The organism is Agarivorans sp. Z349TD_8 (genome assembly GCF_050870825.2).
Taxonomy (GTDB): Bacteria; Pseudomonadota; Gammaproteobacteria; order Enterobacterales; family Celerinatantimonadaceae; genus Agarivorans.
Window position 1 is genome coordinate 3,707,336 of sequence record NZ_CP194037.2, and the last position, 16,055, is coordinate 3,723,390.

At 43.9% G+C, this 16,055-nt stretch carries 16 protein-coding genes; 5 read left to right on the top strand and 11 right to left on the bottom strand.

What is annotated here, in order from left to right; genetic code table 11:
- Positions 1-21 precede the first annotated feature (21 nt).
- From ACRRS1_RS16740 to ACRRS1_RS16755, 4 genes are read right to left on the bottom strand one after another with little or no spacing between them, the layout of a single operon-like run.
- Positions 22-1,257 (bottom strand): glycoside hydrolase family 53 protein, encoded by a 1,236-nt coding sequence (locus ACRRS1_RS16740; protein ID WP_432452062.1) that lies wholly within the window; start codon positions 1,255-1,257, stop codon positions 22-24.
- A 2-nt stretch (positions 1,258-1,259) separates the two neighbouring features.
- The gene (locus tag ACRRS1_RS16745) at positions 1,260-2,102 is read right to left on the bottom strand and encodes a sugar ABC transporter permease (RefSeq protein ID WP_432452061.1); all 843 of its coding nucleotides are present in this window, start codon (positions 2,100-2,102) and stop codon (positions 1,260-1,262) included.
- Between the two features lie 10 nt (positions 2,103-2,112).
- Positions 2,113-3,417: an ABC transporter permease subunit gene (locus tag ACRRS1_RS16750; RefSeq protein WP_432452060.1), complete on the bottom strand. Its 1,305-nt coding sequence runs from the start codon at positions 3,415-3,417 to the stop codon at positions 2,113-2,115.
- A 55-nt stretch (positions 3,418-3,472) separates the two neighbouring features.
- A complete protein-coding gene (locus tag ACRRS1_RS16755) occupies positions 3,473-4,711 on the bottom strand; it encodes an extracellular solute-binding protein (RefSeq protein WP_432452059.1) in 1,239 nt (412 codons plus the stop codon).
- 282 nt (positions 4,712-4,993) lie between these two features.
- On the opposite strand from ACRRS1_RS16755, the gene ACRRS1_RS16760 reads away from it, so the two are divergent.
- Complete coding sequence (locus ACRRS1_RS16760; RefSeq protein ID WP_432452058.1) at positions 4,994-6,112, top strand: ABC transporter ATP-binding protein; 1,119 nt, start codon at positions 4,994-4,996, stop codon at positions 6,110-6,112.
- Between the two features lie 344 nt (positions 6,113-6,456).
- The gene (locus ACRRS1_RS16765) at positions 6,457-7,455 is read left to right on the top strand and encodes a substrate-binding domain-containing protein (protein ID WP_432452057.1); all 999 of its coding nucleotides are present in this window, start codon (positions 6,457-6,459) and stop codon (positions 7,453-7,455) included.
- A 165-nt stretch (positions 7,456-7,620) separates the two neighbouring features.
- Here ACRRS1_RS16765 and ACRRS1_RS16770 read toward each other — a convergent pair whose 3' ends face one another.
- Positions 7,621-8,103 carry a YajQ family cyclic di-GMP-binding protein gene (locus ACRRS1_RS16770; RefSeq protein WP_432452056.1) on the bottom strand — a complete coding sequence of 161 codons (483 nt, stop codon included), beginning with the start codon at positions 8,101-8,103 and terminating at the stop codon, positions 7,621-7,623.
- 74 nt (positions 8,104-8,177) lie between these two features.
- On the opposite strand from ACRRS1_RS16770, the gene ACRRS1_RS16775 reads away from it, so the two are divergent.
- From ACRRS1_RS16775 to ACRRS1_RS16785, 3 genes are read left to right on the top strand one after another with little or no spacing between them, the layout of a single operon-like run.
- Positions 8,178-8,543, top strand: a complete 366-nt coding sequence (locus tag ACRRS1_RS16775; protein ID WP_432452055.1) for a VanZ family protein — start codon at positions 8,178-8,180, stop codon at positions 8,541-8,543.
- A complete protein-coding gene (locus tag ACRRS1_RS16780) occupies positions 8,486-9,424 on the top strand; it encodes a ketopantoate reductase family protein (protein WP_432459937.1) in 939 nt (312 codons plus the stop codon). The genes ACRRS1_RS16775 and ACRRS1_RS16780 overlap by 58 nt, the downstream gene beginning before the upstream one ends.
- On the top strand, positions 9,417-9,980 hold the full coding sequence (locus ACRRS1_RS16785; RefSeq protein WP_432459939.1) for a DJ-1 family glyoxalase III: 564 nt from the start codon (positions 9,417-9,419) through the stop codon (positions 9,978-9,980). The genes ACRRS1_RS16780 and ACRRS1_RS16785 overlap by 8 nt, the downstream gene beginning before the upstream one ends.
- A 378-nt stretch (positions 9,981-10,358) precedes the next feature.
- Here the strand turns inward: ACRRS1_RS16785 and ACRRS1_RS16790 are convergent, their stop codons facing one another.
- From ACRRS1_RS16790 to lysS, 6 genes are all read right to left on the bottom strand, one after another.
- Positions 10,359-11,105, bottom strand: a complete 747-nt coding sequence (locus ACRRS1_RS16790) for a carbonic anhydrase (RefSeq protein ID WP_432459940.1) — start codon at positions 11,103-11,105, stop codon at positions 10,359-10,361.
- Positions 11,106-11,353: 248 nt separating this feature from the next.
- Complete coding sequence (locus ACRRS1_RS16795) at positions 11,354-12,337, bottom strand: substrate-binding domain-containing protein (RefSeq protein ID WP_432452051.1); 984 nt, start codon at positions 12,335-12,337, stop codon at positions 11,354-11,356.
- Between the two features lie 455 nt (positions 12,338-12,792).
- A complete protein-coding gene (locus tag ACRRS1_RS16800) occupies positions 12,793-13,776 on the bottom strand; it encodes a substrate-binding domain-containing protein (protein ID WP_432452050.1) in 984 nt (327 codons plus the stop codon).
- A gap of 213 nt (positions 13,777-13,989) precedes the next feature.
- Positions 13,990-14,346 (bottom strand): DUF1499 domain-containing protein, encoded by a 357-nt coding sequence (locus ACRRS1_RS16805; RefSeq protein ID WP_432467339.1) that lies wholly within the window; start codon positions 14,344-14,346, stop codon positions 13,990-13,992.
- Positions 14,334-14,462, bottom strand: coding sequence for a hypothetical protein (locus tag ACRRS1_RS16810; RefSeq protein WP_432467338.1), 129 nt, complete (start codon positions 14,460-14,462; stop codon positions 14,334-14,336). Before ACRRS1_RS16810 ends, ACRRS1_RS16805 begins: the two co-directional genes overlap by 13 nt.
- 97 nt (positions 14,463-14,559) lie before the next feature.
- Positions 14,560-16,041 carry a lysine--tRNA ligase gene (gene lysS / locus ACRRS1_RS16815; protein WP_432456151.1) on the bottom strand — a complete coding sequence of 494 codons (1,482 nt, stop codon included), beginning with the start codon at positions 16,039-16,041 and terminating at the stop codon, positions 14,560-14,562.
- Between the last annotated feature and the right edge of the window lie 14 nt (positions 16,042-16,055).

A 16,055-nucleotide genomic window follows, 5' to 3' on the forward strand; every position in this document is an offset into this window, starting at 1 on the left:
AATATGTCCTTAAAACAATGACTACTGACCGTTAAACACTTGCATTGAAGGCAAAACATTTCCTTCAAAATCAAATAAGGCTTGGTTATCCCAAGAATTACCCGCCTGCCAATGATCATCGGTGTAAGTCATACCCTCTTCAGTTGCCCAAGTTGCATTTGCCACCGGTAACCATGCAGGTTCCCAGTAGAAGAGTCCTAAGCCCTGTTGATCAGGCACATTATTTAGTAATTCCATCATGTCTTTGAGAAACTTAGCTTGGCCAAGCACCGATACCGGATAGCCCTCAGCAGGCGTTTCACCGGTATAAGCGTTCGCCAACTGGTCACCATTTTTAGCGGTATAGGCGTAAGACGTTTCGGCAATAATCACCGGTTTGTGGTAGCGTTTCACGACATCCGCAATATTGGCTTTCACCGCCGCCACAGGCCCATGCCAGAAGGGGTAATAAGACATACCAATAATGTCAAAATCAACATCACGCTTGGTTATCTCGTCGAACCACCATCTAAACAGACCGTTATCACCCGCCTTCGCGAGGTGAAGCATAATTTTTACTTGCTGATCACTCCTGTAGGCGGCCTTTACTGAGGTGATACCTGATTTAAGTAACGCAGCCAAACGATCAAATTCTTTGCCATCGCCTCCCCAGCTTTTTCCTTCAGGCCATAACATGCCACTGTTTAACTCATTTCCCACTTGCACCATATCTGGCATTACCCCAGCGTCACGGTGGGCCTGCATCACCTCGGTTGTATAACTCCCCACTTTGCCTACCAATTGCTCAAAAGATAATGTCTCCCAGCCCTTCGGTTTAAACTGTTTTCCCGGATCGGTCCAAAAATCACTGTAGTGAATATCCAACAAGTACTTCATGCCGAGTTGATGAGCGCGTTGGCCAATATCAATTGCCCGAGCTAGGGTCGAATTACCACCACCATAAGGTTTACCGTCTAGCGTTTGTGGATTCACCCACACCCGCATACGTACATAGTTAATCCCATGTTGCTGCATAATTTTTAAGGGATCCATCTGCTGGTGATCTTGATAGTATTTTCCACCAAGCGCCTCAACTTCGGGGATCATCGAGATATCTACCCCTTTAATAAAGTCACTGCGTACCTGAGCTGGAACGATTGACTGTAGCTGAGGTTCAGCATTGGTCTGAGCTGACGAAGACGTGACTGACTGACAGCCCGCTAAGATAACAGAGCTTGACAACACGGCTGCCAAAGAAAGTAGAGTTAAATGTTTCATGGTTACCCTTTTGTGCTTCCTGCGGTTAATCCTGATACAAAGTATTTTTGTAGGGACAAATATAAAATGGCGACTGGAATAGATATCAATACTGCTCCAGCTGCGTAAGTTGTATAACTGGCACCCATTTTTTCGACAACCAAGTTGTACAAACCAATTGGTAAGGTGTAATTGTCGGGGGTACGTAAAATAGTGGTCGCCAAGATAAAATCGCCTAATGGTCCGGTAAAGGAAAACAAAGCGACGACCGCAATAATCGGTTTGGACAAAGGCATAATGATTTCGATGAAGATCCGAAAACTTCCCGCACCATCCATTCGTGCAGACTCGTCCAAGTCCTTAGGAATCGCATCCAAGTAACCTTTCATCAAGTAGGTATTCATTGGGATCATTCCGCCGACATAAACCAATACCAAAGCGATATGGCTATTAATGAGTCCCAACATTTGTGCCAGAACAAAAATGGCGATAAGGGCTGAAAATTGCGGCACCATTTGCAGCAGCAAAAACAGCACTAAGCCATTCTTTCTGCCTTTAAACCTAAACCTAGAAAAGGCGTAAGAAGTACAGCAAACACTAATTAGCGTTAAGACCATAGTCATGACACTAATTTTCAAACTATTCCAATACCAAGTTAAATAAGACACTTTGTCATTTTTAAATAGGGTCAAATAATGACTTAAAGTCGGTTGATCAGGGAATATTGAATCGCCCATGATGCTATTACCTGGATAAAAAGATGCCCCCACCGTCCACATCAAGGGATAAATAATGATGATACTTATCGCGATAATTAGCAGATAACTTAAAGATAACCGAATATATTTACTACGTTTAATGCTCATCGTGAATCCCTTAAGCGACTTCTTTGAAAGACTTGGTCATACGGAATTGCCATAGAGCAATACCCACTACAAAGATAGAAAGAAGCAGAGTAATCGCCGCTGCGATAGAATATTGGGAAGAAGACATGGTTAATTTATAAATCCATGACACCAGAATATCAGTTCCACCTGCATTACTGCCAATCACCGCCGGACCTCCATTATTAAACAAGTAAATAATATTAAAATTATTAAAGTTGAAGGTATATTGAGTAATTAGAATGGGTGCTATCGAATATAAAACCAAAGGTATGGTAATGGTTTTTAATTGCTGATATTTACTCGCGCCATCAATAGTCGCCGCTTCATACAGGTCATTCGGAATCGCCTGTAGTACCCCAGTAGTCATCGCAAATACAAAGGGGAAACCAAGCCATGTTTGAATTAAAATTAATGCTGTTTTAGTCCAGAAAGGGTCAGTTAACCAAGACTTAGGATCAATCCCAAAGGCATGTAATACGACGTTATTTATTACCCCAAAGGTTTCATTAAACATCCCAGTGAAAATAAGGATGGTCACAAAACCGGGGACCGCCCAAGGTAGGATAAAAATAGTTCGAATCAGCGGTTTAAACTTAAGATCTTTTTGATTCACCAGAATCGCTAATAAAACCCCCACCGTGCACTGCAGAGTGGTCGCAAGCAAGGTCCAGATCACGGTCCACTGCAACACATCTATAAAGGTCTTCCGCCATAGATTAATTTCAAAGATATTGATGAAATTTTTAAGGCCAACCCAATCCACTAACTTCGCTGGCGGAGAATTGTATAAATTGTAATTAGTGAAACCAATAGCAAAACCGAAAACGATGGGAAAAACCACCACAAATACCAACAAAATAAAAGCTGGCGAAATCATTAAATAGGGGAAACCAGACTCTAGCACCGTACGATATTGGCGACGAATAGAATTAAGTTCTTTGCCTTGATCTCTCAGTTTTCCATTAATATAGGCATCGTAAATCGATAAGGCGTAAACCCCGATCCCAAACACAGAAACGATCACCGAAATAATACCCTCGGCAAGTAGAAACACAGAGTTATCTTCTGGCAGTGATTCACCTAAAGTGAATAACCCCCAGTAGCCTGATGTTAAAAAATCATGAAAAACCCCAACAAAACTTAGTACGAAAATAAAAAATATCACCGATTTTGCCAGCTGCTTATTATATAACTGACCTAGCCCGGGAATAATAGACAAGCAAGCCGCATAAATACGGTGCTGAGTATTAGAATTAATATTGCTCGGTGATATATCTTGAGACATCGAAGGCATAAATTTTTCCTATACAACTATGTCAGCCTGAAACACTCAGGCTGACAACCACAGACTATTGGCCCATCATCGCTTGATTGGCTTCAATCTGCATTTCAATCGCTTGTACTGCACTATCTAATGCATCTTTTGGCGTCTGTTTACCTGTAGCAATCAGTTGCAAGGCACTATTAGCAGGCCCCCACACTTCATTCATCTCAGGAATCGACGGCATTGGAGTGGCATGTGCTGACTGCATAGCAACCGCTCTCGCACCAGGATTATTTTTAACAATCGGATCATCAATCAAAGCTTTTACTGCTGGAACTTCACCAGTCAGTTCGAAACGACGTTTGGCGTTGTCATAGTTATTAATGAACTCGATATATTTAAGAGCTAGATCTTTATTTTTAGAGTAGGTCGAAACACTGTAACTCTTCACCCCCATGAACGAACTCATCGGTTTACCGTTAGGTAAAGTCGGCAGCGGCGCAACACCGAAGTTAATGCCAGCTTCTTCATAAGGTTTAAAAGACCAAGGGCCGGTCTGTACAATGGCAGCTTTTTTACTAGTAAATAGTGAATCAATCGCATTCGCACCAGAATCGCCTATGATACCGCTTGGAAATGCACCATTTTTAAAGAATTTCTCGATATATTGACCACCTGCAACCGCACCATCAGTATTCAATAGCAAGTGCTTCGCATCATAAGAACCATCGGCGTTTTTAGCGAAGATATCGCCGCCCATTGCTTTCACAATTCCGTAGGCATAATAAATCTCGTCCCATTTAGCCAACAGACCATAGTTACCCTGCTCGCGGGCTTTTAACGACAACTGATAAATCTCTTCCATGGTGGCGGGCAGTTCGGGTAACAAATCTTTGTTATATACCATAACTACGGTTTCTACCGCCTTAGGGATCCCATACAACTGACCTTTGTAACTCAAGGCGTCTATCGATGATTTGGTAAAAGTATCAAGAACTGCAGCATCCACCTTCAACGGCACCAACAAACCTTGAACCACCGCACTACCAATTTGATCGTGAGGTAAGTTAATCACATCAGGACCAGTCCCTGCTGGGCCATCCATCCGTAATGACTCAACTTGACCGCCATATGGCAGTTCCTGAACCGACACTTTCACATCAAATTTTTGTTCAAATTGCTTCGTTGCTTCTTCATTACCAACTGCTTTTTGAATGTCTTCCCAGACCAACAACTTAGATTGAGCAAACACTGTTGCAGAGCTCAAGGCACTCCCCGCAATAAGTGCGACCGATACTGCTTGGCAAATCGTAAGTTTTTTCATCACGTCTCCTGAATTATTTGTGTAGGATTTATCGCTTATATTGTCGTCAGCCCTGCTCCAGAGAAAACGATTACACCGCAAAGATACGCCTACACAATGCGCAAATTCCACACTAAATAACTATATTCGTGAGCACATACGCAAAAAAAAAGAAAAAAAGGGGTAACGTTTACACTCTCTACGTATAATCCAATGAAAACCTTATCTATCTAATTTGGGAAAACGCCTTTGTCCTCTGATGAAACATATGGCAAAGCGAAAACTAACTCGAGGAAATCCCCTATGGCTTCAATTAAACTAGAGAATGTTGTAAAGCGTTTTGGCGCGACACAGACAATCCATCATGTAAATCTGTCCATTAATAATGGGGAATTTGTGGTTTTTGTTGGACCATCAGGTTGTGGTAAATCAACCCTGCTACGTATGATTGCGGGTCTAGAAGATATCAGCGAAGGTACTATATCAATTAAAGATCGGGTCGTTAACGATGTTCAACCGTCCCAACGAGGCGTGGCAATGGTCTTCCAATCCTATGCCTTATACCCACATATGACCGTCGCCGAAAACATGGGCTATGCCCTAAAAGTGAGTAAAACCCCCAAAGAACAAATTGCAAAGAAAGTTCACCAAGTGGCGCAAGCCCTGCAACTTGAAGCCTTGTTAGACCGAAAACCAGCGCAACTATCTGGCGGTCAACGTCAACGCGTCGCCATTGGTCGAGCAATTATTCGTAACCCAGATGTATTCTTATTTGATGAACCCTTATCCAACTTAGATGCCGAACTACGAGTCGATATGCGGCTACACATTGCCAAACTGCACCAAGAACTAAAATCAACCATGGTCTATGTTACCCATGACCAAGTCGAAGCCATGACTTTGGCAGATAAAATAGTGGTGCTTAAAGAAGGAGCCATTGAGCAATTTGGGAGTCCAATGGATCTTTATTACCATCCAGCGAATAAATTTGTAGCTGGTTTCATCGGTTCACCCAAAATGAACTTTATACCCGCAACCGTCTGCCATTGGTCAGAAGAAACGCTTCGAGTAAAAATTGCAGGGCAAACCCAAGAAACCAGCTTAAATATTAGCACCGAGAAATGCGCACTAGGTGACGAGTTAACTTTAGGGATCCGACCAGAACACCTCAACCTAGATGCAGGTGAGTTTGCTATCGAATTTCAATCTGAAGTGGTCGAGCGTTTAGGCAGCAGCACCTATGTATTTGGTCAAAGCTATGGCATCGAAAACTTTAAATTTCTTAATTCTGGAGATTGCCCACTCAAGCCTTATACATCAATGACGCTTTACACCGATACTGATTCTATTCATGTATTTAATCCGCAAGGGCAAAATATTAAACAATTTAAACCAGTCCTTGAAAACGCAGCCAACGCCTAAGGTCAGCGGAGTATTCAAGATGATTGCTGCAGCGGTTTGTCGACTGTTTCGATAAGGAGAAACCTGTGCTATTTAGTTGTAAAGCAGGCAATATTTCCCTCGACAAATGCTGCCTGGCAGTTTAAGTGGTGATTGAACGATATTTGCGCTGTTCACTCTGTTTCATGGTTCTTAGCGCGAAATATCGACCGATCGATAAGAGCCCCAAAATAGCTGTGCTTTTATCATTTTTGCTAAGCCCCTAGTGTTAAATATGCTCATTTTCATGTTTAATGAGAAACTAATTTTCAATGATTGTACGCATGGAATGCGTCACAACAGCCCATTAATACAAAGAGGTAATAATGGCAACCATCAAGGATGTCGCCAAGCAAGCGGGAGTCTCCGTTGCGACTGTATCTCGAGTCATTAATAACTCCGGGAAATCTAGCCAGGCAACCAAGGTTGCGGTGAAAGCGGCAATGAAAGACATTGGCTATCGACCCAACGCCAACGCCAGAGCATTAGTCAACCAATCAACCAATACCATCGGGGTATTAATTGGCGATGTTTCCGATCCGTTTTTTGGCGGCATCGTCAAAGCAATCGATATCATCGCGCTACAACATGGAAAACACTTGCTCATCGGTAACGGCTACCACAATGCCGAGATCGAACGCAAAGCCATTGAACTGTTAATTAATAGTCGCTGCGAGTCACTGATTGTTCATAGTAAAGCCTTGAGTAATGAAGAGCTGATAGAATTTGCCCATGAAATACCTTCGATGGTACTGATCAACCGCTTTATCCCCGAAATAGCTGAGCGCTGTATTGCCTTGGATAACCACAAAGGCTCCTATCTCGCGACCGAATTTCTGATAAAAAAAGGCCACACATCCATCGGCTATATTTGTTCGAATCACAATATTGAAGATGTAGAACAGCGGAAGAATGGCTACATCGATGCCCTCAAGGCTTACCAGCTTGAGCACAGTGCAAGCCATATCGAATACGGTTCTCCCGATGAAAAAGGTGGAGAGCAAGCCATGACCAATCTACTGACCAAAAACTTACCCATTACGGCAGTGGCAGCCTATAACGATTATATGGCAGCAGGGGCACTATCAATCATTGAGGAAAATGGCATCAAGGCCCCTGAAGAGATGTCATTAATTGGTTTCGATGATGGCCTGATTGCGAAGTACTTACATCCCAAATTAACCACGATCCGCTATCCGATCCAAATGATGGCAGAAAAAGCGGCTAATTTAGCTTTAAAACTGGCAAACAAAGAGCCATGTTATAATGACATACAGATTTTTGTGCCCACTTTAGTACAGCGTTTATCGGTCGCAAATAAATAATTCACTGGTACGAATCGTACTTGTAATACGGCCCGCACTAGCCACGCAAGCGATTCGACCCGAGCGAGCACAACAAGCCACGGATCCATCACCCACGATCAGTGAATGCCAAGCCGCATCATCAAAAAACTAACGAAGGGTGTAATAAAAAGTTAAATACACCTTTTAATCGCGAAAGTTATTAAACTGAAAGGGCTGTTCAAAATCAGCAGCGCGCATCAAGCTCATCACCGCTTGAAGATCGTCGCGTTTCTTACCCGTTACTCGAACTTGGTCACCTTGAATAGAGGCCTGCACTTTCAATTTTGCATCTTTAATTTGCTTGACGACCTTTTTAGCAATAGCTTGATCGATACCATTTTTAAAATTAACCATCTGCGAATAAGTCTTGCCAGTATGAACAATATCCGCAAGATCGATAGCCTTGGTATCAACCGAGCGTTTCACTAAAGTTCCCCGCAATATATCAAGCATTTGATTAAGCTGAAATTCAGCTTCGGCGGTCATTTTGACGCTGTCGTCTTTATATTCAAAGCTGGCTTCCACCCCGCGAAAATCAAAACGGATCTCTAATTCACGAGCGGCATTCTCACACGCATTACGAACTTCTGCGCTTTCTATTTCTGAAACGATGTCAAAAGAAGGCATGTTTTCTCTCCCTTTAGATCTGGCCTTATGCGAAAATATTGCATTATATCCCTTTGTCAGCAAAAGAGTATGGTGTGGTGGCGAACCAACGCAGATTAATCTTCCGTAGCCTATTTTTCATTAGTCTAATTACAGTATTTGTATTAGCGCTACGCCCCATGGCACTGCAAGGCCCATTACAAAACACCGATAAAATTTTACACTACGGCTGCTTCTTCTATTTGGCTTGGTTAGCTCAATTAGCCCTATTTTCAAATAAAATAAACCTACTCTGCTTGCTAGCATTTGGTGCGCTGATCGAGTTATGCCAAAGTTTTACCAGCTATCGCCAAGCATCGGTGGCAGATCTACTGGCCGATTTGCTGGGCATTGGTAGTTATCTATGGTTGAGTCGTTGGGCATTATTGAAAAAGGTGAATCGATGTATCACTGCGCAATAATCGGCGCTGGTGCCATTGGGGGCTGGTTGGCCGGACATATAGGGCTGCAAAATTCGGTCTGTTTTGTCGATAGTCGACAAACAGTTCCCAGCCAGTTAGCGCTGAGCGTCACCAGTTTAATCAAAGGTACAATCCAGCTGGATGTACCGGTACTCACTCAAATACCCGGCTGTCATTGGCTTATTATCTGCGTGAAAGCCCATCAAGTGCGCCCAGCCATCCAACACCTCAAGTTCCCCAAAGATTGCCAAGTATTACTAATGGTGAATGGTTTAGGCGCCCACACGCCACTATTAAGCCGCGTTGACACGGGTCATCTTTGTTTGGCCAGTAATACCCATGGCGTTTTGCTACAACAAAAAACAGCCGGGCAATTAAGCGTGAAACATACCGGTTTAGGTAGAATAGACATCGGCTCGGTGATCCGCAGTCAGGCTGCACCTGAGCATTTCAACTCGATTCAAAACGCCATCGCCCCTTTACTGTGGCAAGACAATATCTATCAAGCCTTGTGGTTAAAATTGGCAGTAAACTGCTGCATCAACCCGCTCACAGCCATCCACAATTGCACCAATGGCGAGCTCCTACAAACGCGCTACCGCCAACAAATCGGCGCGTTGAACCAAGAACTTAGCCAAGTGGCCCAAGCCGAGGGGATAAACTTATCTTCGCAAACCTTAACTGACACGGTATTGATGGTGGCTAGCAATACCGCCCACAACTATTCCTCAATGCAGCAAGACATAAAACATCACCGACCCAGCGAAATCGACTACATTAATGGTTATGTAGTTCGCTTAGCCGAAATCCACCAGCTGCCTTGTCAGCACCATAAAGCATTGTTGGAACAAATTAAATTATTGGAGAGTCACCATGGATAAAGTGATGGTAGCACTTGCTTCTGGCAGTGAAGAAATAGAAGCGGTGACCATAATCGACGTATTACGACGCGCTGAAATAGAGGTCGATGTAGTCAGCGTCGATGCCGATGAACAACTACAAATCACAGCGTCTCGGGGTGTGAAGCTGGTCGCAGACAAGTTGCTCTCGCAGATTTCCGCTAACGACTATTGTATGTTTGTACTACCGGGAGGGGTCCCCGGAAGCGAACGTTTTCGAGATAGTGAAGGCTTAATCACCATGCTGCAACAACGCCATGCTCAGCAGTGGTTAGCGGCTATTTGTGCAGCCCCCGCTATCGTACTGGCACACCATCAGCTGCTGGGTCGAGCTCAGGTAACGGGTCATCCGGTTTTTCAACAAAGACTGCCCAAAACGCAACGAACCAAGCAACGAGTGGTGGTGGATCACCCCCATAAACTCATTACTAGTCAAGGACCGGGAACAGCCATCGAATTTAGCCTGGCGCTAGTGGCACAAATTAAAGGGCAAGCACTCGCTAACTCGATTGCAATACCGATGATCATGGCCAAATAGCCTCAACAATTTTCTTAGTCCAGCCAACAAAAATTTATGCTTCGCCTCGTGATTGCAAGTAACAATGTCGATGACGAGCCGACATGTTCTAATAGCAACCACTGTAGACTCAATAAATTTTAAATATGCCAATAGTCTCCGGCCACTTGCAAGTGTGAATGACCCAGATTTTTGGCTAATTCAGCGACAACATCTTGATTCGAAAAGTCTATGAGCGCCAACGCAATCAAACAAAGAACAATAAAGCCTTCTTAGTTTAACCTCATGTATTTTCAAGCAACAATGATCAAATCAAACTTGGAAAAAAATGAAAAAGAAGATTCTATAAGGGAGTCAAACTTAGCGCCATGGGCACTAAGTTTGACTAACAAGCGAGGATTATTTAATCACAACGCGGGCATTACGCGCCTGTACTGGGCGATTATTAGGGTGATGTAATACTTCAACAAATTGCTCGATTTGCTGTTTCGATGCACTCACCGGCTGTTTCATCACTAACCAAACCACACCTTCGCTACAAGGCGGCGTTGTTAACGAGCCATTAAAACGATAGTAATCATGATCTTCCGGAAGCAGACTAAGGGCACTCACTTGCTGCTCAAGCTTGAATTTCTCACCCGTTTTATGCGGCAATTGTGCCCACGCTTTGGCAAGCTCTGGATTTGTTTTACCTTCTTCAAACATCACCGCCACAACCGCTAAATGGCCTTCAGCATCGGCATGTACAAAATGAGCTTCCATTGGGAAAGACTGGCCTTCAATGGTATTTTCACTCGGAGCATGAAAATGAAATTGCTTCAGCTCAAAACTGTGACCGTCAACACTCAGTTTGCTACCAGCTGCATAATTGACTTGCACCGCATGGCCATTGTTCAAAATTTGCTGACCCGCCACTTGATAGTCAAAAGACAAGGGCGCTAATTCGCCTTCGACGCTGTCACTGATATCGATAGGTGACTGATTGACACCACTCGCGCAAGTCGCAAAAGCGGGTGACAATTCAGCCCAATGCTCCGGGCCTTGATGTCCGGTATAGCCCCAATGATTACCTTCTTGAGCAATGACGGTACTAGATATAAGCAGCGCTGAAGCCAATACACTCAGTTTAATCGAAGCCTTATTCATTCATTATTTCCTTTTTATTGATTACACGATATGTCATAAAATTATGCTGATGACTTTTATACGGCCTGCTAAGCAAAACACCAACCATTAAGTCGAGATAAACTTGTTCAGCTAAGCAAAGTAAAATTTACGCCCACAAATGCCTCTTCAAAATATCTGGAACAAATCATCAGTTTTAACAACAGCTGCAAGCGCGACGTACCGGTCGGTATCATCTGAGGCAAGTAAGGCAAGGCAAGCTCAGCTTATCACTGACAAAGCGGTTGTTGCCCCTGTTCGCAGATTTCCAAAGCGGTATAGATGATCGGCGCAAGTGTTTTACCCTGACCAATTGAATGGAGTGCATAGATGGCCTGATACCCCATATCAAAGGGCCTTTGGCCGACATTGCCATGGGCGAAACCTTCCGCTAACAACTGCTTTTGCTTCGGTAATGTATCCCCAAACAGCAAGATCAATTGGCGTGAGTTAAGTCGGTCAAGGTAAGGACTGACCGAGTCAGTATATTTTAAGGGCGTTGCTTGGGCCCCCATACCCAAGGTAATCAATACATTTAGCAAGTCTGGAGAATACATATGTAAACGGATCATTTTATCTAAAGTCGTCAGCCCTCTATCGGCATCGTCATCGGCAAAAATAGGACAGCGGGTATGCTCTTCCCAGAGCGGCGCTTCATCTTGATTATTATTCCCTAACGCGGCATATAGGCCACTGATGCGTTCCTGCATATTGGTCGCGGCACGGTGACCGGAAAGCACGCAAAATACCCCGCCTTGTGGCCTAAGACGCTGAGCAAGTAGGCCCAGTTGATAGCCAAACTGAAAGTTATCGCTACCGATATAACTATAACGTAACTGAGGATTTTTCAGCAAAGCGACTTCAGAAAAATCCGAATCAAAGGTAATCACCGGGATATTTTTTTCGGCAGCTAACAGCATACTTCGCTTGGTCAACACCCGAGAGTTAATCACCGAAACCGCAATCCCATCAATTCCCGATTCTATTTGCTGACTAATAATCTTATCTTGAAAGCGAGCATCGGCTTCTTCGGGGCCTAGATAGAGACACTCAACATTTAGCTCTGCCGCTGCTTGCATGCAGCCTTTTTCCACAGCATCAAAAAAGGGAGAATCGATACTTTTTGGGATCACTAAATAGCGGAGTTTATGCTGCTGCGCCATCGCCTCAAAGCTCAGAAAAAAAACCGCTAAAATGATCAATAGAGATTTCATGGTGACACCGCGTCTGATTAAGCACTGTTATAAGCTAAGTCAATAAATCAGCCTTGGTAAAGAGAATATCCAGCATTTGAATACCTGATCACGCTTTGTGAAGGGGAGGCGTAAAATAAGCACTAAATACAATCTATCCGCAGCTAAAAATAACTATTTGAGGTTCAACGAGTCTGTTGATTAACGGAACGCATCGCTCGGAAATTGAAAAGGGAGAGCCGATGGCTTGGTTTTTTTGTATGGTAAAGACAAACAAACAGATAAGAGGTAAGCGCTATGAATATCAACCGTAGTGGATTCTCGGCTCTTAGTAGAGGGCGTTCAGTATTCTGCGATGCTGATTGTAAACCTTATAATCATTGTTGAGGGCTAAAGCCAAAAGCATTAACCAGTCGACAAAACGGTTATTAAGGAATGCTAAAACGCCCGAGGCTCGGCGAAAGCCACGCACTACATCAATGGCAAAGTGGCTGTTGCCCCTGCACACAAACTTCTAAATCAGTATAAATGATTGGCGCAAGTGTTTTGCCCTGCCTAATGCTATGTAGTGCGTAAATCGCCTGATACCCCATATCATAGGGCCTTTGGCCTACATTTCCATGAGCTAAGCCTTCGATTAACAACTGTTTTTGCTTAGGTAAGGTATCGCCAAACAGCAAGATCAATTGTCGTGAGTTAAGTTCCTTGAGGTAGGGGCTAACAACGTCGGTGTATTTTAATGTTAATGTTTGAGCGCCGGTACCTAGATTAATTAACACATCTAATAACTCAGGAGCATAGGCATGTAAGCGCAGCATTTTTTCTAAATTAGAGAGTGCTCTATGTGCATCATCATCAGAGTAAATTGGGCAGCGAGTATGTTCTTCCCAAAGCTCATTCTTATGCTCATCATTGAGTTTTAAAGCCGCATACACGCCAGCCATGCGCTCTTCCATATTCGCCGCAGCTCGATGTCCAGACAAAATACAAAAGACCCCTCCTTTCGGTTTTAAGCGCTTGGTTAGTAGGCCTAATTGATAGCCAAACTGAAAGTTATCACTGCCAATGTAGCTATAACGTAATTGAGGATTATCTTGCAGGGCTTGCTCCGAAAAATCCGAATCAAAGCTAATGACCGGGATGTTTTTTTGGGCTGCCAACAACATACTACGGTTAACCAACACCCGAGAGTTAATCACCGAAACCGCAATCCCATCAATCCCGGCGTCTATTTGCTGACGAATGATGGTATCTTGAAAGCGAGCATCCGCTTCTTCGGGCCCGAGATAGAGACACTCAACATTTAACTCGATCGCAGCTTGCTTGCAGCCTTTTTCCACGGCATCAAAAAAAGGAGAGTCGACACTTTTGGGGATCACCAAATAACGGAGTTTTTGCGCCTGCGCCATAGTCCCAAGACTCAGAATAAAAACCGTTAAAATAGTCAGTAAAGACTTCATGCTGATACCGCGTCTAGTGATAATCCTTTAATAAGCTAAGACAACAAATCGATCTTGGTAAAGAGAACATCTAGCATTTGGACACTCGGTCACGCTTTATTGAAAAAGAAAGTACCCAGTAAGCGCTGAATTTTTCCTATCGGTAAATGTAAAACAAGCATGCCTAGACAACACCGCTAAGTCTCAAGTTAAAAGCGAGGCGCTATGATTTGCTCACTCTTGCTCCGTATAGAGCTTGGCAAACTGCCGATAACGCGCCAAATTTACTCCTCGATCAGAGTAACCGACTCGAGACTGCGAACGAAAATGAACTTGCTGTTGTCGCGGGTCAAAGTACAGCTCAACATCGTCGCGAAAGCGCAGCTTAGCGGTAATAAACACCGTGTGAACATAAACTTCATTACGGAGCATCACTTGGTTGTTCCCCATTTTCGCCAACGCGCCTAAAGCAGCCAATTGAGTTTGTTTTAAATCCCCTTTAAAGGGTAACGCCGCAACTTTTTTACTCTCGTTTTGAGCTTCTGTTGACACGCCATTAGGCGTGCTCGCCAGCGCAGCTAAATGACCCATCCTTGAGGCCGAGGTTGCTTGGCATTTTGAGGTTTTGATAACTCATCCCCCCAAGCAATACCAGTAGTACCAAAACCGTCCCAAGCAACACCATCTTCATTATCTCGCCTATTCACCACTCAAACCTGTATTCACGACTATAGCTCACTGTAAAGCAAAAAAAAGCCAAGCACTTCGCTAAAAGTGCTTGGCTTGTTCAGTCTTTTTAAATAGTTAAGCTTGCGGGCGCATCGCTGGGAATAAGATAACATCACGAATAGTATGGCTGTTGGTGAACAACATCACCAAGCGATCAATGCCAATCCCCTGCCCAGCAGTCGGTGCTAAACCATGTTCTAGCGCAGTAATATAATCTGCATCGTAAAACATCGCTTCATCATCACCGGCATCTTTTTGTGAAACCTGGTCTTTGAAGCGTTGATCTTGATCTTGTGCGTCATTTAACTCAGAGAAACCGTTGGCAATTTCACGCCCACCCACAAAGAATTCAAAACGATCGGTAATCATCGGATCGTTATCATTACGACGAGCTAAAGGAGACACCTCCGCTGGATATTCGGTAATGAAAGTCGGTTGAATCAAACGGTGCTCAACGGTCTCTTCAAAGATTTCGGTAATCACTTTACCAAGACCCCAATTGGCTTGCACTTCAATACCAAGTTGCTTCGCCACTGCGCTGGCAGCCTCGAGACTTTGCAACTGTTCAACACCCAGTTCAGGGTTGAAATCCAGAATCGATTGCTTCATTGGAATACGCTGATAGGTACTCCCAAAATCAAATTCTTCGTCACCATAACGCACTACGCTTGAACCCAATACTTCTTGGGTAATGCTGCGCAACATCGATTCGGTGAGATCCATTAAATCTTCGAAGGTTGCATAAGCCATATAGAATTCCATCATGGTGAATTCTGGATTATGGCGAGGTGATAAACCTTCGTTACGGAAGTTACGGTTAATCTCAAACACTCGCTCAAAGCCACCCACCACTAAACGCTTCAAATATAGCTCTGGCGCAATCCGCAGGAACATCTCTTGGTCGAGGGAGTTATGGTGAGTCACAAATGGACGCGCAGTCGCGCCACCAGGAATCACTTGCATCATCGGTGTTTCCACTTCCATAAACTGATGTTTAATCATGAATTGACGGATGGCTGAGATAATTTTAGAGCGGATCATGAAGGTCGTACGTGAATCTTCATTCATGATCAAATCAACATAACGTTGGCGATAACGTTGCTCTTGGTCGGTTAAACCGTGGAACTTCTCAGGCAAGGGACGTAGGGCTTTGGTCAATAAAGCGTAGTCATCCATATTCACATAGAGATCGCCCTTACCCGACTTGTGTAGCGCTCCTTTAACACCAATAATGTCACCGATGTCTAAGCCACCGATTTCTTTAAGCGCTTGTTGTACCGGCTTTGGCGCATAAGCTTGAATACGACCAGAAACATCTTGTAACACCAAAAATGGACCACGTTTCGCCATAATACGACCTGCAATGCTCACCACATTACCGGCTTGTTCAAGCTCATCTTTAGACAGTTCACCAAAACTTTGCAGTAAACTGTCTGCTAAATGCTCACGTTTGAAATGATTTGGATGGCCATTGGCTGCACAGTTTTCGCGGATCTTGTCTAACTTAGCGCGACGCTCTGCAATTAGTTTATTTTCTTCTTGTGTTACTTGTTCCAGACTTTGTTCTGTTT